This is a genomic window from Pseudolysinimonas sp. (assembly GCF_044239695.1).
Classification (GTDB): domain Bacteria; phylum Actinomycetota; class Actinomycetes; order Actinomycetales; family Microbacteriaceae; genus Pseudolysinimonas_A.
On record NZ_JBIIAW010000009.1, the window covers coordinates 16053 to 30568 of the forward strand.

The window sequence follows — 14516 nt, forward strand, 5'->3', positions numbered from 1 at the left end:
GCGGGAGAGGTGAGGTGGCGGCGGTGATCGGGCCGTTCTTCCCTGCGGTGAAGGCGAGGGGGCCTCCGGGCGAGCGGCACGCGGTGCCAAAGGCGACGGCGTGGCGCATCCCTGAGGGCGCGCCGTGGCGGACGTTCCGGAGTGGTTCGTGAAATGGAACACCGTCCCACTTCGACCGGAGCGCAAAGGCGGGCGTGAGTGTTAGAGCGGGTGCCGTCGCTCGCGGATGCGGGCGGCGAGTTCGACTGGGCTGTCGCGGTTGACTCGGCGATCGCCCGTGTCCATCAGCACGGGGCGACCACCTTCCTTGCCAGCATCTCGGTGAATCGGAGGGTGGTCGGCCACGGACCGTACGAGCTATGCCCAGATATCGGACGCGAGGTCGACGATCTCGCGCATCTTCGCCCACTGCTGCGCCTCGGTGAGGACGTTGCCCTCCTCGGTCGAGGCGAACCCGCACTGCGGGCTCAGCGCGAGCTGCTCGAGCCGGACGAACTCGGAGGCTTCAGCGATGCGCTTCCGCACGTCGTCGGGGTCCTCGAGGTCGCCGTTCTTCGAGGTGATGAGCCCGAGCACGACGATCTTGTCGCCCTTCGGCAGAAAGCGGAGGGGTTCGAACCCGCCGGCACGCTCGGTGTCGTATTCGAGGAAGTAGCCGTCGAAGTCGCAGCCGGCGAGCAGATGCTCGGCGACGGGTTCATAGCCGCCGGACGAGATCCAGGTCGACTTGAAGTTGCCGCGGCAGACATGGGTGGTGATGATCATGTCGGCCGGCTTGTCGCGGAGCGAGTCGTTGATCAGCTTCACGTACTTCTCGCCGATGTCCGCGACGTCGACGCCCCGGGCGGCGGCCTTCTCGATCTCGGCCGGGGAGCAGAGGTACGCCCACGTCGTGTCGTCGAACTGCAGGTAGCGGCATCCGGCGTCGTAGAAGGCCTGCACGGCGGCGCGGTAGGCGGCGGCGAGGTCGTCGAGGATGGCGTCGCGGTCGCCGTAGAAGTTCGGGTCGATGCCGGCCGATTCGGCGCGCCAGTGCAGCACGGTCGGCGACGGGATCGTCATCTTCGGAGTCACGGTCGTGTTCGCCGCGACGAACCGGAAATGGTCGAGGAACGGGTGGTCGGCCGGGAACCCGATCGGGCCGGTGACGATGGGTCTGCGCGGCTTGGTCTGCACCCCCTGGAACTGGATGCCGTGGTCGATCTCGGCGATCTCCACCCCGTCGAGGAGGCCGATGAAGTCGAAGTGCCACCACGACCGGCGGAACTCGCCGTCGGTGACCAGCTGCAGCCCGGCCGCCTCCTGCTCACCGATCAGGTCGATGATCTCGGCGTCTTCGACGGCGCGCAGTCCGGCGGCGTCGAGGGTGCCGGCGTCGTGCTGGGCACGGGCATCCTTGATCGCGGGGGTCCGCAGGAAGCTCCCGACCTGGTCGGCGCGGAACGGGGGCGTCGTACGATGCATGAGCAGAAGCTTAGGGTGGAGCCATGGGTCGCCTTCTCGCCGTCTGCGTCGTGTCGCGGCTGCACGACGACGCCGGAACCGTGGGCACGACGGCGATCGACAAGCAGCCCGTCGACGGCCCGGTCAAGGTCGGGAAGCTCGGTCTCTACGCCGACGTGCAGGCCGATCGCAAGCACCACGGGGGCGACGACAAGGCGGTCTACGTCTACGCCGCCGAGGACGCCGCGTGGTGGGCGGGGCAGCTCGGGCGTGACATCCCGCCGGGGCTCTTCGGGGAGAACCTCCGCGTCGAGGGGATCGACGTCAACGCCGTGCGAGTGGGCGAACGGTGGCGGATCGGGAACGTGGTGCTCGAGGCGACGGTGCCACGTACCCCGTGCATGACTTTCGCCCGCTGGATGGGGGAGGAGTCCTCCGGCTGGGTGCGGCGATTCTCGGACGCGCGACGACTGGGAACCTACTTCCGTGTCGTGACACCGGGGAAGCTGCGATCCGGCGATGCGATCGAGGTCATCCCGGCGCCGGTGGGTGCGCCGACGGTGCTCGAGATCTACCGCGGGGTGTCGGACGACGGTCCCGCGGGGCGGAACGAACCCTAGCCGCCCACGTAGGCCGCGAGGTGCTGCCCGGTGAGCGTCGTCTTCGCGGCGACGAGGTCGGCGGGGGTGCCTTCGAAGACGACCTTCCCTCCGTCGTGTCCCGCACCCGGGCCGATGTCGACGATCCAGTCGGCGTGCGCCATCACGGCTTGATGGTGCTCGATGACGATGACCGACTTGCCGGAGTCGACGAGGCGGTCGAGCAGGCCGAGCAGCTGTTGCACGTCGGCGAGATGCAGACCGGTGGTCGGCTCGTCGAGCACGTACACGCCGCCCTTGTCGGCCATGTGGATGGCGAGCTTCAGCCGCTGCCGTTCGCCGCCGGAGAGGGTGGTGAGCGGTTGACCGAGGGTGAGGTAGCCGAGGCCGACGTCGGCCATCCGTACGAGGATCGCGTGGGCGGCCGGCACCTTCGACGCACCGTCGGCGAAGTACGCGACGGCGTCGTCGACGGGCATGCCGAGCACCTCGCTGATGTCCTTGCCGCCGAGCTTGTAGTCGAGCACCGACGCCAGGAACCGCTTGCCCTCGCAGACCTCGCAGGTGGTCGAGGCCGTGCCCATCGAGCCGAAGTCGCTGAAGATGACGCCGTTGCCGTTGCAGTTCGGGCAGGCGCCCGCCGAGTTCGCGCTGAACAGCGCCGGCTTCACGCCGTTGGCCTTCGCGAAGGCGGTGCGGATGGAGTCGAGCATCCCGGTGTAGGTGGCGGGGTTGCTGCGGCGGGATCCCTTGATCGGCGCCTGGTCGACCGACACGACGTCCGCACCGGCGGGGATCGATCCGTGGATGAGGGAGCTCTTGCCCGATCCGGCGACGCCGGTGACGACCGTGAGGATTCCGAGCGGGATGTCGACGGAGACATCCTGCAGGTTGTTGCGGGTGGCGTGGCGGATCTCGATGACGCCCGTGGCGGGGCGCACGGCGTCCTTCAGCCGCGCGCGGTCGTCGAGGTGCCGGCCGGTGAGGGTGTCGCTCGCGCGCAACGCGTCGACGGTGCCTTCGAACTGGATCTCACCGCCCTTCGAGCCGGCCCGCGGGCCGAGGTCGACGACGTGGTCGGCGATCGCGATCGTCTCGGGCTTGTGCTCGACCACGAGCACGGTGTTGCCTTTGTCGCGCAGCCGCACGAGGAGTTCGTTCATGCGCTGGATGTCGTGCGGGTGCAACCCCACGGTGGGCTCGTCGAAGACGTAGGTGACGTCGGTGAGGCTCGAGCCGAGGTGGCGGATCATCTTGGTGCGCTGGGCTTCGCCGCCGGAGAGGGTGCCCGACGGGCGGTCGAGGCTGAGGTAGCCGAGCCCGATCTCGACGAACGAGTCGAGGGTCTGCTGGAGGTTCTCGAGGAGGGGACCGATGTGGGTGGCTTCGAGGCCGCGGACCCACTCCGCGAGGTCGCTGATCTGCATGCGGCAGGCGTCGGCGATCGAGATGCCGGCGATCTTCGACGACCGGGCGGCGGCGCTCAGCCGGGTGCCCTCGCACTCGGGGCAGGCGGTGAACGTGACGGCGCGTTCGACGAACGCGCGGATGTGCGGCTGCATCGCCTCGACGTCCTTGGACAGGAACGACTTCTGCACGTTCGGCACCAGCCCGAGATAGGTCATGTTGATGCCGGCGACCTTGACCTTCGTGGCCTCCTTGTAGAGGAAGTCGTGGCGCTGCTCGGCGGTGAAGTCCTTGATCGGGATGTCGGCCGGCACGAGACCGGACTCGGTGAAGAGGCGCACGCCCCAGCCGTCGACGTTGTAGCCGGGGATCGTGAGGGCGCCGTCCTTGAGCGACTTCGTCTCGTCGAACAGTTGGCTGAGGTCGATGTCGCTCACGCTGCCCATGCCCTCGCACCGCGGGCACATGCCGCCGGTGATGGTGAACGCGCGTTCGATGGTCGCCCCGGCATCCGTCTCGACTTTCGCCGACCCGGTGCCGGTGACGCTCGCGATGTTGAACGAGAACGCCTGCGGGGATCCGATGTGCGGTTCGCCCATGCGGCTGAACAGGATGCGGAGCATCGCGTTGGCGTCGGTCGCCGTGCCGACGGTCGAGCGCACGTTGGCGCCCATCCGTTCCTGGTCGACGATGATCGCGGTCGTGAGGCCGTCGAGCACGTCGACATCCGGTCGCCCGGGGCTCGGCATGAACCCCTGCACGAAGGCCGGGTAGGTCTCGTTGATGAGCCGCTGGGATTCGGCGGCGATGGTGCCGAAGACGAGACTCGACTTGCCCGAGCCGGAGACGCCGGTGAAGACCGTCAGCCGGCGCTTCGGGATCTCGACGCTGATGTTCTTGAGGTTGTTCTCCCGCGCCCCGATCACGCGGATCAGGTCGTGTCCGTCGGCGGGGTGCGCGGTGCCGTCGGATGCGTTGTCGGCGGACGGGCTGTCGGCGGAGGTGGCGTTCGTCGGCATGCGCCCACGGTACCGGGACCCTCCGACCGCGGCTTCTCGATTCTGCCCGCACGGCGGCCTGTGCGACGCGCGCCACAATCGGTGACATGACGTTCTCGATCGCCGGCGCCGTGGTCTCGGTGCTCGTGCTGCTGCCCAATCTGCTCCTGCTCGCGTTCCCGCCGCGGGACGCCGTGCGCCCGACGGATGCCGGACTGCTCGCGACGATCCTGGAACGTGCCGGGCAGGCCGGATGCCTCGTCCTCCCGTTCCTCGTCGGCGGGCCGGGTGGGTGGAGCTGGTGGCTCGTGCCCCTCGGGCTCGCCATTGCGGCCTACCTGGCGTTGTGGGCGCGCTATCTGACGGAGCGGCGGACGGCATCCCTGTTCCGCCCGCTCGGACATTGCCCGCTCGGACATCGCCCCCTCGGGGCGCTGCCGATCCCGATGGCGGTGTTCCCGGTGCTCGCGTTCCTCAGTGCGGGGGGCTGGCTCGCGTCGATCCCGGTCGGGGTCGCGGCTCTCGTGCTCGCCGCCGGTCATCTGCCGAACAGTTGGGCGGCGTGGAAGTCGGTGGCGCCGCAACCGTGAAGGCTACGGCGGGTCGCTGTCGCTTCGGATGTCGCTGTCGTTTCGGATCTCGCTGGCGCCTACCGCCCGGGCGGGCCGGGTGCGATGCCGTCGGCCGGTGGGGGAGACCCAGTCGAGGGTGCCGTCGGGGTGGGTGGCCTCGATCCGCCAGCGCGACCCATGCTTGAGGCGGTGGTGGCCGCGGCAGAGGTGGGCGAGGTTGCCGGGATCCGTCGCGCCGCCGTGCTCCCAGGCCCGCGTGTGGTCGATGTCGGCGGCGGCCGCTCGGCGCCCGCAGTGCGGGAACCGGCAGCGCTCGTCGCGCACGGTCAGAAACAGTCGCAGCTCGTCGCTCACCCGGTACTTCGTGCGGCCGAGCGCGAGCATCGTGTCGTCGCGGGGGTCGGTGAACATGCGGCGGAGGGTCGGCGCCTCGGCGGCGAGGTCGCGGGCGGTCTGCGCGTCGATCGGGCCGTAGCCGGTGAGTTCCGCCCCGGTCTCGGAGGCTCCGGTCAGCACGCTGATCGGCACCGTGACGACGACAGTGGGTCGCGCGTCGCCGAACCGCCGGAACGCGCGGCCGTCGCGGTCGAGGAGCACGTCGCCGAAGGCATCCGCTCGCAGTTGTGCGACGGTGCGATCGTCGCCGTGGCGGGAGGCGAGTCCGCGCGCGAGGTCGTCGAGGCGGCTGTCGATCGCGAGCGCGTCGACGGCGGGAAGGCAGGCGGTGATCCAGGCCATGCCGTCGGCTCCGGGCTCGCACGACACGTGGCGGTCGGCGCGGGCCTTCTGGTGGCGCTCGATGGCGCGGCCGGCATCCCGGGTCTCGCGCATGCGGCGGAGGGTGCGGGCGAAGGCGGTGGACGACTGGTCGGCTGCCTCGAGGGCGCGACGTTCGAGGTCACCCCGCTCCGCCTCATCGACCCGGGCCAGCTCGTCGACGATCACCCGCGCCTGCCGCGGCGTGATGCGCCCGTCGGCGAGGGCCGCGTGGGTCGCCGGGAGGTACTGCACGAGCACGCCGGCCTCGTCGATGAGGATGTCGGCGGCCCGTTCGGAGATGCGCAGGGCGGTCGCGATCTCGGCGCGGAACTCGCGTTCGGCCAGGGCGTGCGACAGCGTGCCGACCTGGGTCTGCCGGGCGAACTCGATGAGGCGCAACTTGGCGGCCGTGAGAGTGGAGATCAGACGATCTGTCTGCACGATCGCCTCGATGACCGCAGCCTCCGCCTCGACGCGCGCCGCCGCGTCACCCGGGTCGGGTTCGGGGCGGAAGGTGGTCATGGCGACAGATAAGGAGCAACCACCGACATCGCCCCCGGGGCGGCGAATCACCTGTGGATGGTCGGCTACAGTAGGAGGCTGTGCCGGACTCCCCGCGGGGACACGGTGCGAGCCACGGGCTGTGGCGCAGCTTGGTAGCGCACCTGACTGGGGGTCAGGGGGTCGCAGGTTCAAATCCTGTCAGCCCGACCATGTGATGTCTCAGGACATCTGCAAGGACCGAACCTGATTTCAGGTTCGGTCCTTTGCGTTTCTGAGGGGTTGGTAGTCGCGTTCGGGGTCGATGGTGAGTTCGCGGAGGAGCTCGCCGGTGGCGGCGTTGATGACGGTGACGTCGAGGTCGTGGACGAGGGCGAGGATGCGGGTTCGGGCGTGTGCTCGGCCGAGGGGGATGTGTCGCAGGCGGCTGGCGACTCGGAGGGTGATGGTGCCGTTCTTGTCGACGCGGTCGCGTCGGATGCGATCGTGGGAGTGGGTGTCCCGGTCGGGGTCGGGGTGTGCTTTCGGCAAGGTGCTGTAGCGAGTCGCCGGGGTGGTGTGGTGCGGCGGGGATCGGTGTGGGCGTTGCTGGTTGTAGTGGGTGACGAAGGCGTCGAGCCGATCTTGTAGCTCGGTCAGGGTGTCTGGGGCTGGTTGGGCGCGCAGCCACTTCTTCATCGTCTGCTGGAACCGTTCGACTTTCCCTTGGGTCTGGGGGTGCCCGGGGGAGCCGTTCTTCTGTTGGATGCCGAGGCGCTGCAGTTCGACTTCGAACGCGTTGCGGCCGCCTTGGCGTCCCCAGCCGGCGTGGCGGACGGTGAAGACCATGCCGTTGTCGGTGAGGGTGGAGGCCGGTGTCCCGTGGGTGGCGATCGCGGAGCGGAAGGCGTCGACGATGATCGGAGTCGTGACTCGGGGGTGCGCGGTGACCGAGATCGCGAGTCGGGTGCAGTCGTCGAGGAAAGTGAGGATCTCGACCCCGGCGCCGCCGGCGAGGGCCCAGTGGGTGAAGTCGGATTGCCAGCACTCGTTCGGCATGGCCGCCTCGAACCGGACGTAGGAGGACTTGGGTCGCTTCTTCGGCTCCGCGGTCACCAGCCCGGCTCGGGTGAGCGTGCGAGCAACGGTGGAGCGTGACACGGTGATGTCGTGATGGTGCTGCAGGTGCCAGACGATCGTCGCTGGCCCGTGATCGAGCCCTCGATGTTGCAGGTTCGCCCGTAGGTTCACGATCAGCTCGACCGTCGCGCTGCGGGGATCGCGGTCGGGGTCGTTTTCGGGCGTCGGGAGCGCGGCTCGAGGCCGGCTTCACCCTCCCGCCGCCATCTCGTCATGATCCGACTGACGCGGCTCTCGGACAGTCCGTAGGCGCGGGCCGCTTCAGCCTGCGACAACCCCTGGATAGCGACGGCAGTGACGATCAGACGTTCGCGAGACACCCGCGAGCCTGACGCACCCGCAGTTGCCTATGTCTTGAGACATCCCTTGCCCATGTCCTGAACCACGACACTGTCAGCCCGACCAGAGAAAGCCCCGGAACTAAGCGGATTTGCGGAGGCCGGGGCTTTCGTAGCTTCCGGCTCCGCGCCCAAAGTGTGCAGAGCGTGTGAGCAGCCGTTCCGAGTGCTACCGTCAGGCGACCTCACAAAGGAGTGCAGTCATGGCCAAGAAGGCGTACACCCCGGATCAGCAGATCGCTCGGCTGCGGATCTACAACATCGTCGCGGGCAGCCTGCACCTCGTGCAGGCGATCGGCTTCGCCATCATCCTGGCGATGCTGAGCACTCAGGTGCTCTTCGCGGTGACGGCCGACTACCTCGCCGGACCTCCCGGGGTGCCGCTGCCGCCGGAGCGGGTGACCCTCTTCGAGGTGAACATCGGCATCGGCGTCGTGGTGTTCCTCGCGCTGAGCGCGTTCTTCCACTTCCTCATCTCGAGCCCCTGGTTCTTCGGTCGGTACCGCAGCGGCCTGCTCCAGAACCGCAACTACTTCCGCTGGGCCGAGTACTCGCTGAGCTCCTCGATCATGATCTGGTTGATCCTGGCCATCAACGGCGTGACCGACATCGGTGCGCTGTTCGCCGTCTTCGCCGTCAACGCGGCCATGATCCTGTTCGGCGCGCTCCAAGAGAAGTACGAGCAGCCCGGCTCGGGAAAGCTGCTTCCGTTCATCTTCGGTTCGATGGTGGGGATCGTGCCGTGGATCCTGGTTCTGATCTACTTCCTGCGCCCCGGCAGCGCGAGTGACGTCGCCGCCCCGGCCTTCGTCGTCGGCATCGTCATCTCGCTCTTCCTGTTCTTCAACACCTTCGCCATCAACCAGTGGCTGCAGTACAAGCAGGTCGGGAGGTGGAAGAGCTACCTGCACGGAGAGCGCACGTACATCACCCTGAGCCTGGTCGCCAAGACCGCCCTCGCCTGGCAGGTCTTCTCGGGCGCGATCATCCCCGCGATCACCGGCTAGTGGGAGCTGCGTCGCTCCCACGACTGCCTAGGCTGGTCGGATGGCAGCCGGCGCGACGATGCACTCCTTCGAGGTCCAGCTGGCCGACATGGATCGCGGCGTCTACGAGCAGTTCACGGTGCGGGCGGCCCGCCATCCGTCCGAGACGGAGGCCTACCTCGTCACACGTCTGCTCGCCTACTGCCTCGAATACCAGGAGGGGATCGTCTTCAGCGAGGGCATCTCCGCGACCGACGAGCCGGCGGTGCTCGTGCGCGATCTGACCGGCAAGCTGCTGACCTGGATCGAGGTCGGCGCTCCGGATGCCGCCCGCCTCCACACGGGCAGCAAAGCGGCGGAGCGGACGGTCGTCTACACCCACCGCGATCCGGCCAAGGTGGCCGCGCCGTGGGCGGGTGCCAAGATCCACCGGGCCGATGAGATCGTGCTGCACAGCTTCGACCCCGGCTTCGTCGACGCCGCGGTCGACGCGCTCGAGCGACGCAACGCGATGACGCTGACCGTCACCGAGCAGCAGCTCTACCTCGAGCTGAACGGCGTGAACCTCTCATCGGCGGTCCACGCGCAGCCGGCGGGCTGACGTCAGCCGTCGCTCTTCGGCCGCCGCACCCCGAACACGATCGCGAACACCCCGGCGGCCGCGACGAACAGCCCGATCGCCAACCAGTTGCGGTCACCCGTCATGAAGCTCCCGGGAATCAGGTTCGCGCCCTGACCCACCCACACGAGCCCGATGAGCACGGCGACGGTGCCGACGATGGTGAGGACGGTGCGCCCGACGCGACTCTTCATGGGCTCACGGTAGCGCGGGGAATCCGCCGGCGGGATCAGCGCGAGCTGTTCGCCGTGCGCCCGCGGACGATCCCGACGAACACATTGCAGAGCGGATGCGGCTTCTCGATCGGCCAGACCAGCGAGATCCCGGTGTCGGGAGCGTCGCGCAACGGTCGGGCGACGACATCCTTGCGCGACAGCACCCGGGCGACCGACTGCGGCATGACCGCGACGCCGACGTTCGCCGCGACGAGCTCCACGGCATCCTCACCCGACCCCGACAGGAGGTCGACGGTCAGCACGTTCTCGTCGGCGAGATCGGCGAGGTCGACGGCGTCGAGGGCGGCGACGAGCGAGCCCTTCGGCGCGACGACGACGGGGCTCTCGCGGTAGAGCTGGATCGCGTGGAGGTCGTCGTCGGCCGCCGTGTCACGGGCGAGCGCCATGTGCACGCGACCGTCGCGCAGTGCCGCGAGCGCGGCCTCCTGCGGGAGCGGGGTCATATCGAGTCGGCCGACGCGCCGCTCGCGCCAGACGCGTTCCCACTTGCCCGGGGTCACGCCGGGGACGAACGCGACGAGCAGCGGATCGGGCATGGCCCCAGGCTACGCGCGCCCGATGCGTGAGTCGTCGGCGCGCGACGCCCCGTACGCTCGAAGGCATGACCACCGATGAGCCGCGCGAAGACACCCGCCAGCAGCCGAAGCCGCCGAAGCCGCAGCTGCTGAGTCCGAAGACCGCGGCCGAGAAGCTCGGGGTGTTCCTGCCGGCGACGCCCGAGTCGTTCCGTGCCGAGCAGATCTCGCGGGATGCCGTGCAGGCTCTGCAGACCGAGCCGCCGGAGTGGCTGGTCACCCTGCGCCGCGAAGGACCGCATCCCCGCAACGAGGTCTCCCGTCGTCTCGGGGTCTCGAACTCGGCGCTCGCCCGCAACGGCGTCAGCGATTCGATGACGACGGCCGAGATCCGGGCGCTGCTCGAGGAGCGCCCGGGGTGGCTCGTCGCCGAACGGGAGAAGCTCGCCCCCGGCACCGGGCGCACCCCGGGCACGGCGATCGGCGAGCGGCCCGACATCCCGACCGCGCGGGCACCCCAGTCCGACGACGACGCGGTGGATGACGACTGACCCGCCCTGCCCGTGCGGCTCGGGCGCCGCGTACGCCGAATGCTGCCGGCCGCTTCACGACGGAGCGCCGGCAGCATCGGCGGAAGATCTCATGCGGTCGCGGTTCGCGGCCTTCGCTCGCGGGCTCGCGCCGTACCTTCTCGCGACCTGGCATCCGTCGACCCGTCCCGCCCACCTCGACCTCGATGCCGACGTCACCTGGCGGCGGCTGCAGATCGTCGACACCGTCGCGGGCGGACCTTCGGACGCCGAGGGTGTCGTCGAGTTCCGCGCCTCCTTCCGGGGGCCCGAGGGCGCCGGACTGCTGCACGAGCGGAGCCGGTTCGTCCGCGACGGAGCGCGCTGGAGTTACCTCGACGGCGACGTCCTCGGCTGACCCGGACACCCCGACCCCGTAGAGTCGAAACGATGAGCGGCGTGACGGATCTCGAGGAGCTGATCCACTCGCTGCGCCCGGAACCGCGGGACGGCGAATTCGTCGTGGTGGTGTCGGATGGCCGGGATCTCGACGTTCAGGCCGTCATCCGCGAAGACGAGGGGACGACCCTCGTGCTCCGCCGCGAAGACGCCGACGCCGCGGGCCTGGCGTACGACTTCGTCGCCGCCTGGATCACCCTCACCGTGCACTCCGACCTCGCAGCCGTCGGGCTGACCGCCGCGGTGTCGACCGCGTTGGCGGATGCCGGCATCAGCTGCAACGTGCTCGCCGGGTTCCACCACGACCACCTGCTCGTGCCGGCCGACCGTCGGGACGACGCCCTCGAAGTGCTCGGCGCCCTCACCGAGCAGTAGATGCGTGCGGGGCTCTGCGCGCCGTGCGGGTCGGACGCGACAGTCGCAGCCGCACCCGAACGGTCGTGCCCCGGTCGAGGACCGACTCGACCGCGACGGTGCCGCCGTGCGCGCGCACGATCTGCCGGGTGATCGAGAGCCCCAGCCCGACTCCGGGAATCGCGGCGTTCTGCACGTTGGAGGCGCGGAAGAACCGCGTGAACAGGTGGGGGATATCGGCCGCGGGAATCCCCATGCCGTCGTCGGCGATCCGGATCTCCACCTCGCCGCCGCGGGTCGGGCCGTCGACGTCGACTCGGACGTGGCCGCCGGCCGCCGTGAACTTGATCGCGTTGTCGAGAAGGTTCACGACAGCACGTTCGAGGTGCTCGGAATCGGCCGCGACCACGAGGTCGGGGGATCCCGGGACGACTTCGAGCACGACCCCGCGCGCGTCGGCGAGAGGCTCGACGCGCGCGATGGCTCGACCCACCAGCTCCGCGACTCCGATCTCGGTCTGCTCGAACGGCTCCCGGCCGGTCTCCAGCCGCGAGGCGGTCAGCGTCTCGTCGATCAGCTGTTGGAGGCGGGCGGCGTTCCGCTCGATGGTGCGCAGCGCTCCGGCGGCAGCCGGCGACAGCGTCTCGTCGTCGAGCAGCAGCTCGACGTGACCGGTGATCGAGGTCAGCGGCGTGCGGAACCCGTGATTCATCGTGACGAGCATGTCGGTCTTCGCCCGGTCGAGCTCCGTGATGCGCTGGAGCGCCTCGTCCTGCACGGCGAGTACGCGGGAGAGCATCGCCTGGCGGAAGATCGTCGGCACCGCCGCGAGCGCGACCGTCGCGGCGGCGAGCACGACCGCGAGCACCGAGAGTCGTACCTGCGTTCCGATGATCAGCACGACCACCCCGGTGACCACCGCGAGCGTGGGGAGCGGGACGACGACGCGGCGGTGACGCATCCGCGGCGGCTCGGTGCCGAGCGGCGTCGCGGCGACCCACCAGGTGATGAAGGCCAGGCCGACGGCCCAGGTCGCGTCGAGCGGCGTGCCCGCGCCGTAGGCGCCTCCGCGCTCGAGCACCGCGAAGACGACGTCGGCGGCGGCGAAGATGCCGAGGCCGGTCACCAGTGCCCACCAGCGACGACCGATGCTGACCGTGGGCACCGCCGCGACCCCGGCGATCACCGCGAGCATCAGCAGATCGAAGACCGGGTAGCCGAGGGCGATGGCGCTGGCGAGCTCGTCTTCGCCCGACATCGCGGCGACGAGCGCGGGGTCGAGGATGAGCGCCAGCACGGCCGACGCGCCGACCGTCGCGATCGCCGTGTCCAGGAGCACCAGACCGCCGGAGCCGTGAAGGCGCCGCCGCGCGAGGAGGACGAGCGCCGCGACCATCAAGGGATAGAACAGCAGATAGCCGACATCCGCGGGCGAGGGGAAGGCGAGGTAGCCGTCCGCGTCCATCGCGAGCGCATAGTAGGTGTCGCCGATGGCCGAGAAGGTCACGCCGGCCGCGGCGAGGATCACGGGGAGTTGGCGGAACGAGGTGGCTGCGACCACGATCCAGAAGACCGTCACCGGAACCCACTGCGTGCCGAGCGAGAGCACGATCCCGACCAGTGGCGAGTTCGCCGCAGGGGAGCAGAGCCCGAGCAGGAAGAGCGCATCGATCCCGAGCGTGAGCCCGAGCAGGGCGTTCACGAGGCGCCGCACGACGATGCCGCGTCCGCGGACCGCCGTCCCGGCGCCCGTGTCGACCCCGGTCATACTGCGACCCTAAGGCGGCCCTCGGGACCGCGGTCAGCCCCACAACGGGGAGCCCCGCACCCTGGGGCCACGTACCCTGGGAGCATGACTCCGCCGCGCACCGATCCGACGGCCGCGCGCGACGGCATCCGCTCCACGACGCCGCGCCAGGTGCGCCCCGCCGCCGAGGGCTGGACGCAGAAGCTCGATACCGACGGCCGCCCGCTGCTGCAGTTCGCGAGCCCGAAGCGCGGCAAGCCGCCCGAGCATCTCGCCGACTTCACCCCGGAGCAGCGTGCCGCACGGCTCGTGGAACTCGGGATGCCGGCGTTCCGCGCCAAGCAGATCGCGACGCACTACTTCACCCACTCGACCTCCGACCCCGCGGAGATGACCGATCTCCCGGCCGCGAACCGCGCGGAGCTCGTCGCCGGGCTGCTGCCGCCCCTCCTCACTGAACTGCGCCGGCTGGAGACCGACAAGGGCGACACGATCAAGTTCCTCTGGAAGCTGCACGACGGGGCACTCGTGGAATCGGTGCTGATGCGCTACCCGGGACGCATCACGCTGTGCATCTCGTCGCAGGCGGGCTGCGGCATGAACTGCCCGTTCTGCGCCACCGGGCAGGCGGGCTTGACCCGCAACCTGTCGACGGCCGAGATCGTCGATCAGATCGTGCGCGCCAACCGGGTGATCGCCGACGGCCAGCTCGGCGGCAAGAAGAAGACCGACCATTCGCAGGAGCGCGTCAGCAACATCGTGTTCATGGGCATGGGGGAGCCGCTGGCCAACTATGCCCGCGTGATGCAGGCCGTGCGCACGATGGTCGCTCCGGCACCGGACGGCCTCGGGATGAGTGCCCGCGGCATCACCGTCTCGACGGTCGGACTCGCCCCGGCGATCGGGAAGCTGGCGGCCGAAGGCATCCCGGTGACCTTCGCGCTCTCGCTGCACGCGCCCGACGACGAACTGCGCGACGAACTCATCCCGGTCAACTCGCGCTGGAAGGTCGACGAGGTGCTGGATGCGGCGCGCGCCTACTTCGACGCGACCAAGCGCCGGGTGTCGATCGAGTACGCGCTCATCAAGGACATGAACGACCACGGCTGGCGTGCCGACCTGCTCGGTGAGAAGCTCAACGCCCGCGGCCGCGGCTGGGTGCACGTCAACCCGATCCCGCTCAACCCGACGCCGGGGTCGATCTGGACGGCGAGCGAACCCGAGGTGCAGCGGGAGTTCGTGCGGCGGCTCGAGGCGATGGGTGTGCCGACGACGATCCGCGACACCCGCGGCAAGGAGATCGACGGCGCCTGCGGGCAGCTCGCCGCGGCCGATGAGGATGCGCCCGCCTGAGC

16 protein-coding genes and 1 tRNA gene are annotated in these 14516 nt (G+C 69.7%); 9 read left to right on the forward strand and 8 right to left on the reverse strand.

The genetic code is table 11. From position 1 onward, the window contains the following. Positions 1-357 precede the first annotated feature (357 nt). Positions 358-1464, reverse strand: a complete 1107-nt coding sequence (locus ACILQS_RS02740; protein WP_395638566.1) for a 5-methyltetrahydropteroyltriglutamate--homocysteine S-methyltransferase — start codon at positions 1462-1464, stop codon at positions 358-360. 23 nt (positions 1465-1487) lie between these two features. Between ACILQS_RS02740 and ACILQS_RS02745 the strand changes: the two genes are divergently transcribed. Next, on the forward strand, positions 1488-2063 hold the full coding sequence (locus tag ACILQS_RS02745; protein ID WP_395638567.1) for an MOSC domain-containing protein: 576 nt from the start codon (positions 1488-1490) through the stop codon (positions 2061-2063). On the opposite strand, the gene ACILQS_RS02750 is transcribed toward ACILQS_RS02745, so the two are convergent. Next, entirely contained in the window at positions 2060-4468 is a 2409-nt protein-coding gene (locus tag ACILQS_RS02750) for an ATP-binding cassette domain-containing protein (RefSeq protein ID WP_395638568.1), read from the reverse strand. The two genes, ACILQS_RS02745 and ACILQS_RS02750, sit on opposite strands and share 4 nt — an antisense overlap. An 86-nt stretch (positions 4469-4554) precedes the next feature. Here ACILQS_RS02750 and ACILQS_RS02755 point away from each other — a divergent pair, with 86 nt between their 5' ends. Further along, a complete protein-coding gene (locus tag ACILQS_RS02755) occupies positions 4555-5037 on the forward strand; it encodes a hypothetical protein (protein ID WP_395638569.1) in 483 nt (160 codons plus the stop codon). Positions 5038-5040: 3 nt separating this feature from the next. Here ACILQS_RS02755 and ACILQS_RS02760 read toward each other — a convergent pair whose 3' ends face one another. After that, positions 5041-6300, reverse strand: a complete 1260-nt coding sequence (locus tag ACILQS_RS02760; RefSeq protein WP_395638570.1) for a DUF222 domain-containing protein — start codon at positions 6298-6300, stop codon at positions 5041-5043. Positions 6301-6415: 115 nt separating this feature from the next. Here ACILQS_RS02760 and ACILQS_RS02765 point away from each other — a divergent pair. Further along, positions 6416-6492: transfer RNA gene (locus ACILQS_RS02765), tRNA-Pro, on the forward strand. A gap of 39 nt (positions 6493-6531) precedes the next feature. Here ACILQS_RS02765 and ACILQS_RS02770 read toward each other — a convergent pair. Both ACILQS_RS02770 and ACILQS_RS02775 read right to left on the reverse strand, forming a co-directional pair. After that, complete coding sequence (locus ACILQS_RS02770) at positions 6532-7419, reverse strand: integrase core domain-containing protein (RefSeq protein WP_395638571.1); 888 nt, start codon at positions 7417-7419, stop codon at positions 6532-6534. A 92-nt stretch (positions 7420-7511) separates the two neighbouring features. Next, on the reverse strand, positions 7512-7718 hold the full coding sequence (locus ACILQS_RS02775) for a helix-turn-helix domain-containing protein (protein WP_395638572.1): 207 nt from the start codon (positions 7716-7718) through the stop codon (positions 7512-7514). Between the two features lie 221 nt (positions 7719-7939). Between ACILQS_RS02775 and heR the strand changes: the two genes are divergently transcribed. Both heR and ACILQS_RS02785 read left to right on the forward strand, forming a co-directional pair. Then, the gene (gene heR / locus ACILQS_RS02780; protein ID WP_395638573.1) at positions 7940-8743 is read left to right on the forward strand and encodes a heliorhodopsin HeR; all 804 of its coding nucleotides are present in this window, start codon (positions 7940-7942) and stop codon (positions 8741-8743) included. A gap of 40 nt (positions 8744-8783) precedes the next feature. After that, positions 8784-9323 (forward strand): YaeQ family protein, encoded by a 540-nt coding sequence (locus ACILQS_RS02785; protein WP_395638574.1) that lies wholly within the window; start codon positions 8784-8786, stop codon positions 9321-9323. 2 nt (positions 9324-9325) lie between these two features. Here the strand turns inward: ACILQS_RS02785 and ACILQS_RS02790 are convergent, their stop codons facing one another. Together ACILQS_RS02790 and ACILQS_RS02795 are read right to left on the reverse strand one after the other, a co-directional pair. Next, a complete protein-coding gene (locus tag ACILQS_RS02790) occupies positions 9326-9535 on the reverse strand; it encodes a hypothetical protein (RefSeq protein WP_395638575.1) in 210 nt (69 codons plus the stop codon). A 35-nt stretch (positions 9536-9570) separates the two neighbouring features. Continuing rightward, positions 9571-10113 carry a LysR substrate-binding domain-containing protein gene (locus ACILQS_RS02795; protein ID WP_395638576.1) on the reverse strand — a complete coding sequence of 181 codons (543 nt, stop codon included), beginning with the start codon at positions 10111-10113 and terminating at the stop codon, positions 9571-9573. Between the two features lie 65 nt (positions 10114-10178). Here ACILQS_RS02795 and ACILQS_RS02800 point away from each other — a divergent pair, with 65 nt between their 5' ends. The 3 genes from ACILQS_RS02800 to ACILQS_RS02810 all read left to right on the forward strand — a co-directional run bounded on the left by ACILQS_RS02800 (position 10179) and on the right by ACILQS_RS02810 (position 11435). Further along, entirely contained in the window at positions 10179-10643 is a 465-nt protein-coding gene (locus tag ACILQS_RS02800) for a DUF5997 family protein (protein ID WP_395638577.1), read from the forward strand. Between the two features lie 91 nt (positions 10644-10734). Beyond that, entirely contained in the window at positions 10735-11019 is a 285-nt protein-coding gene (locus tag ACILQS_RS02805; RefSeq protein WP_395638602.1) for a YchJ family protein, read from the forward strand. Positions 11020-11051: 32 nt separating this feature from the next. Continuing rightward, on the forward strand, positions 11052-11435 hold the full coding sequence (locus ACILQS_RS02810; RefSeq protein ID WP_395638578.1) for an ACT domain-containing protein: 384 nt from the start codon (positions 11052-11054) through the stop codon (positions 11433-11435). On the opposite strand, the gene ACILQS_RS02815 is transcribed toward ACILQS_RS02810, so the two are convergent. Next, positions 11422-13182, reverse strand: coding sequence for a sensor histidine kinase (locus ACILQS_RS02815; protein WP_395638579.1), 1761 nt, complete (start codon positions 13180-13182; stop codon positions 11422-11424). The two genes, ACILQS_RS02810 and ACILQS_RS02815, sit on opposite strands and share 14 nt — an antisense overlap. A gap of 84 nt (positions 13183-13266) precedes the next feature. On the opposite strand from ACILQS_RS02815, the gene rlmN reads away from it, so the two are divergent. Continuing rightward, on the forward strand, positions 13267-14514 hold the full coding sequence (gene rlmN, locus ACILQS_RS02820; RefSeq protein WP_395638580.1) for a 23S rRNA (adenine(2503)-C(2))-methyltransferase RlmN: 1248 nt from the start codon (positions 13267-13269) through the stop codon (positions 14512-14514). Positions 14515-14516: the final 2 nt, after the last annotated feature.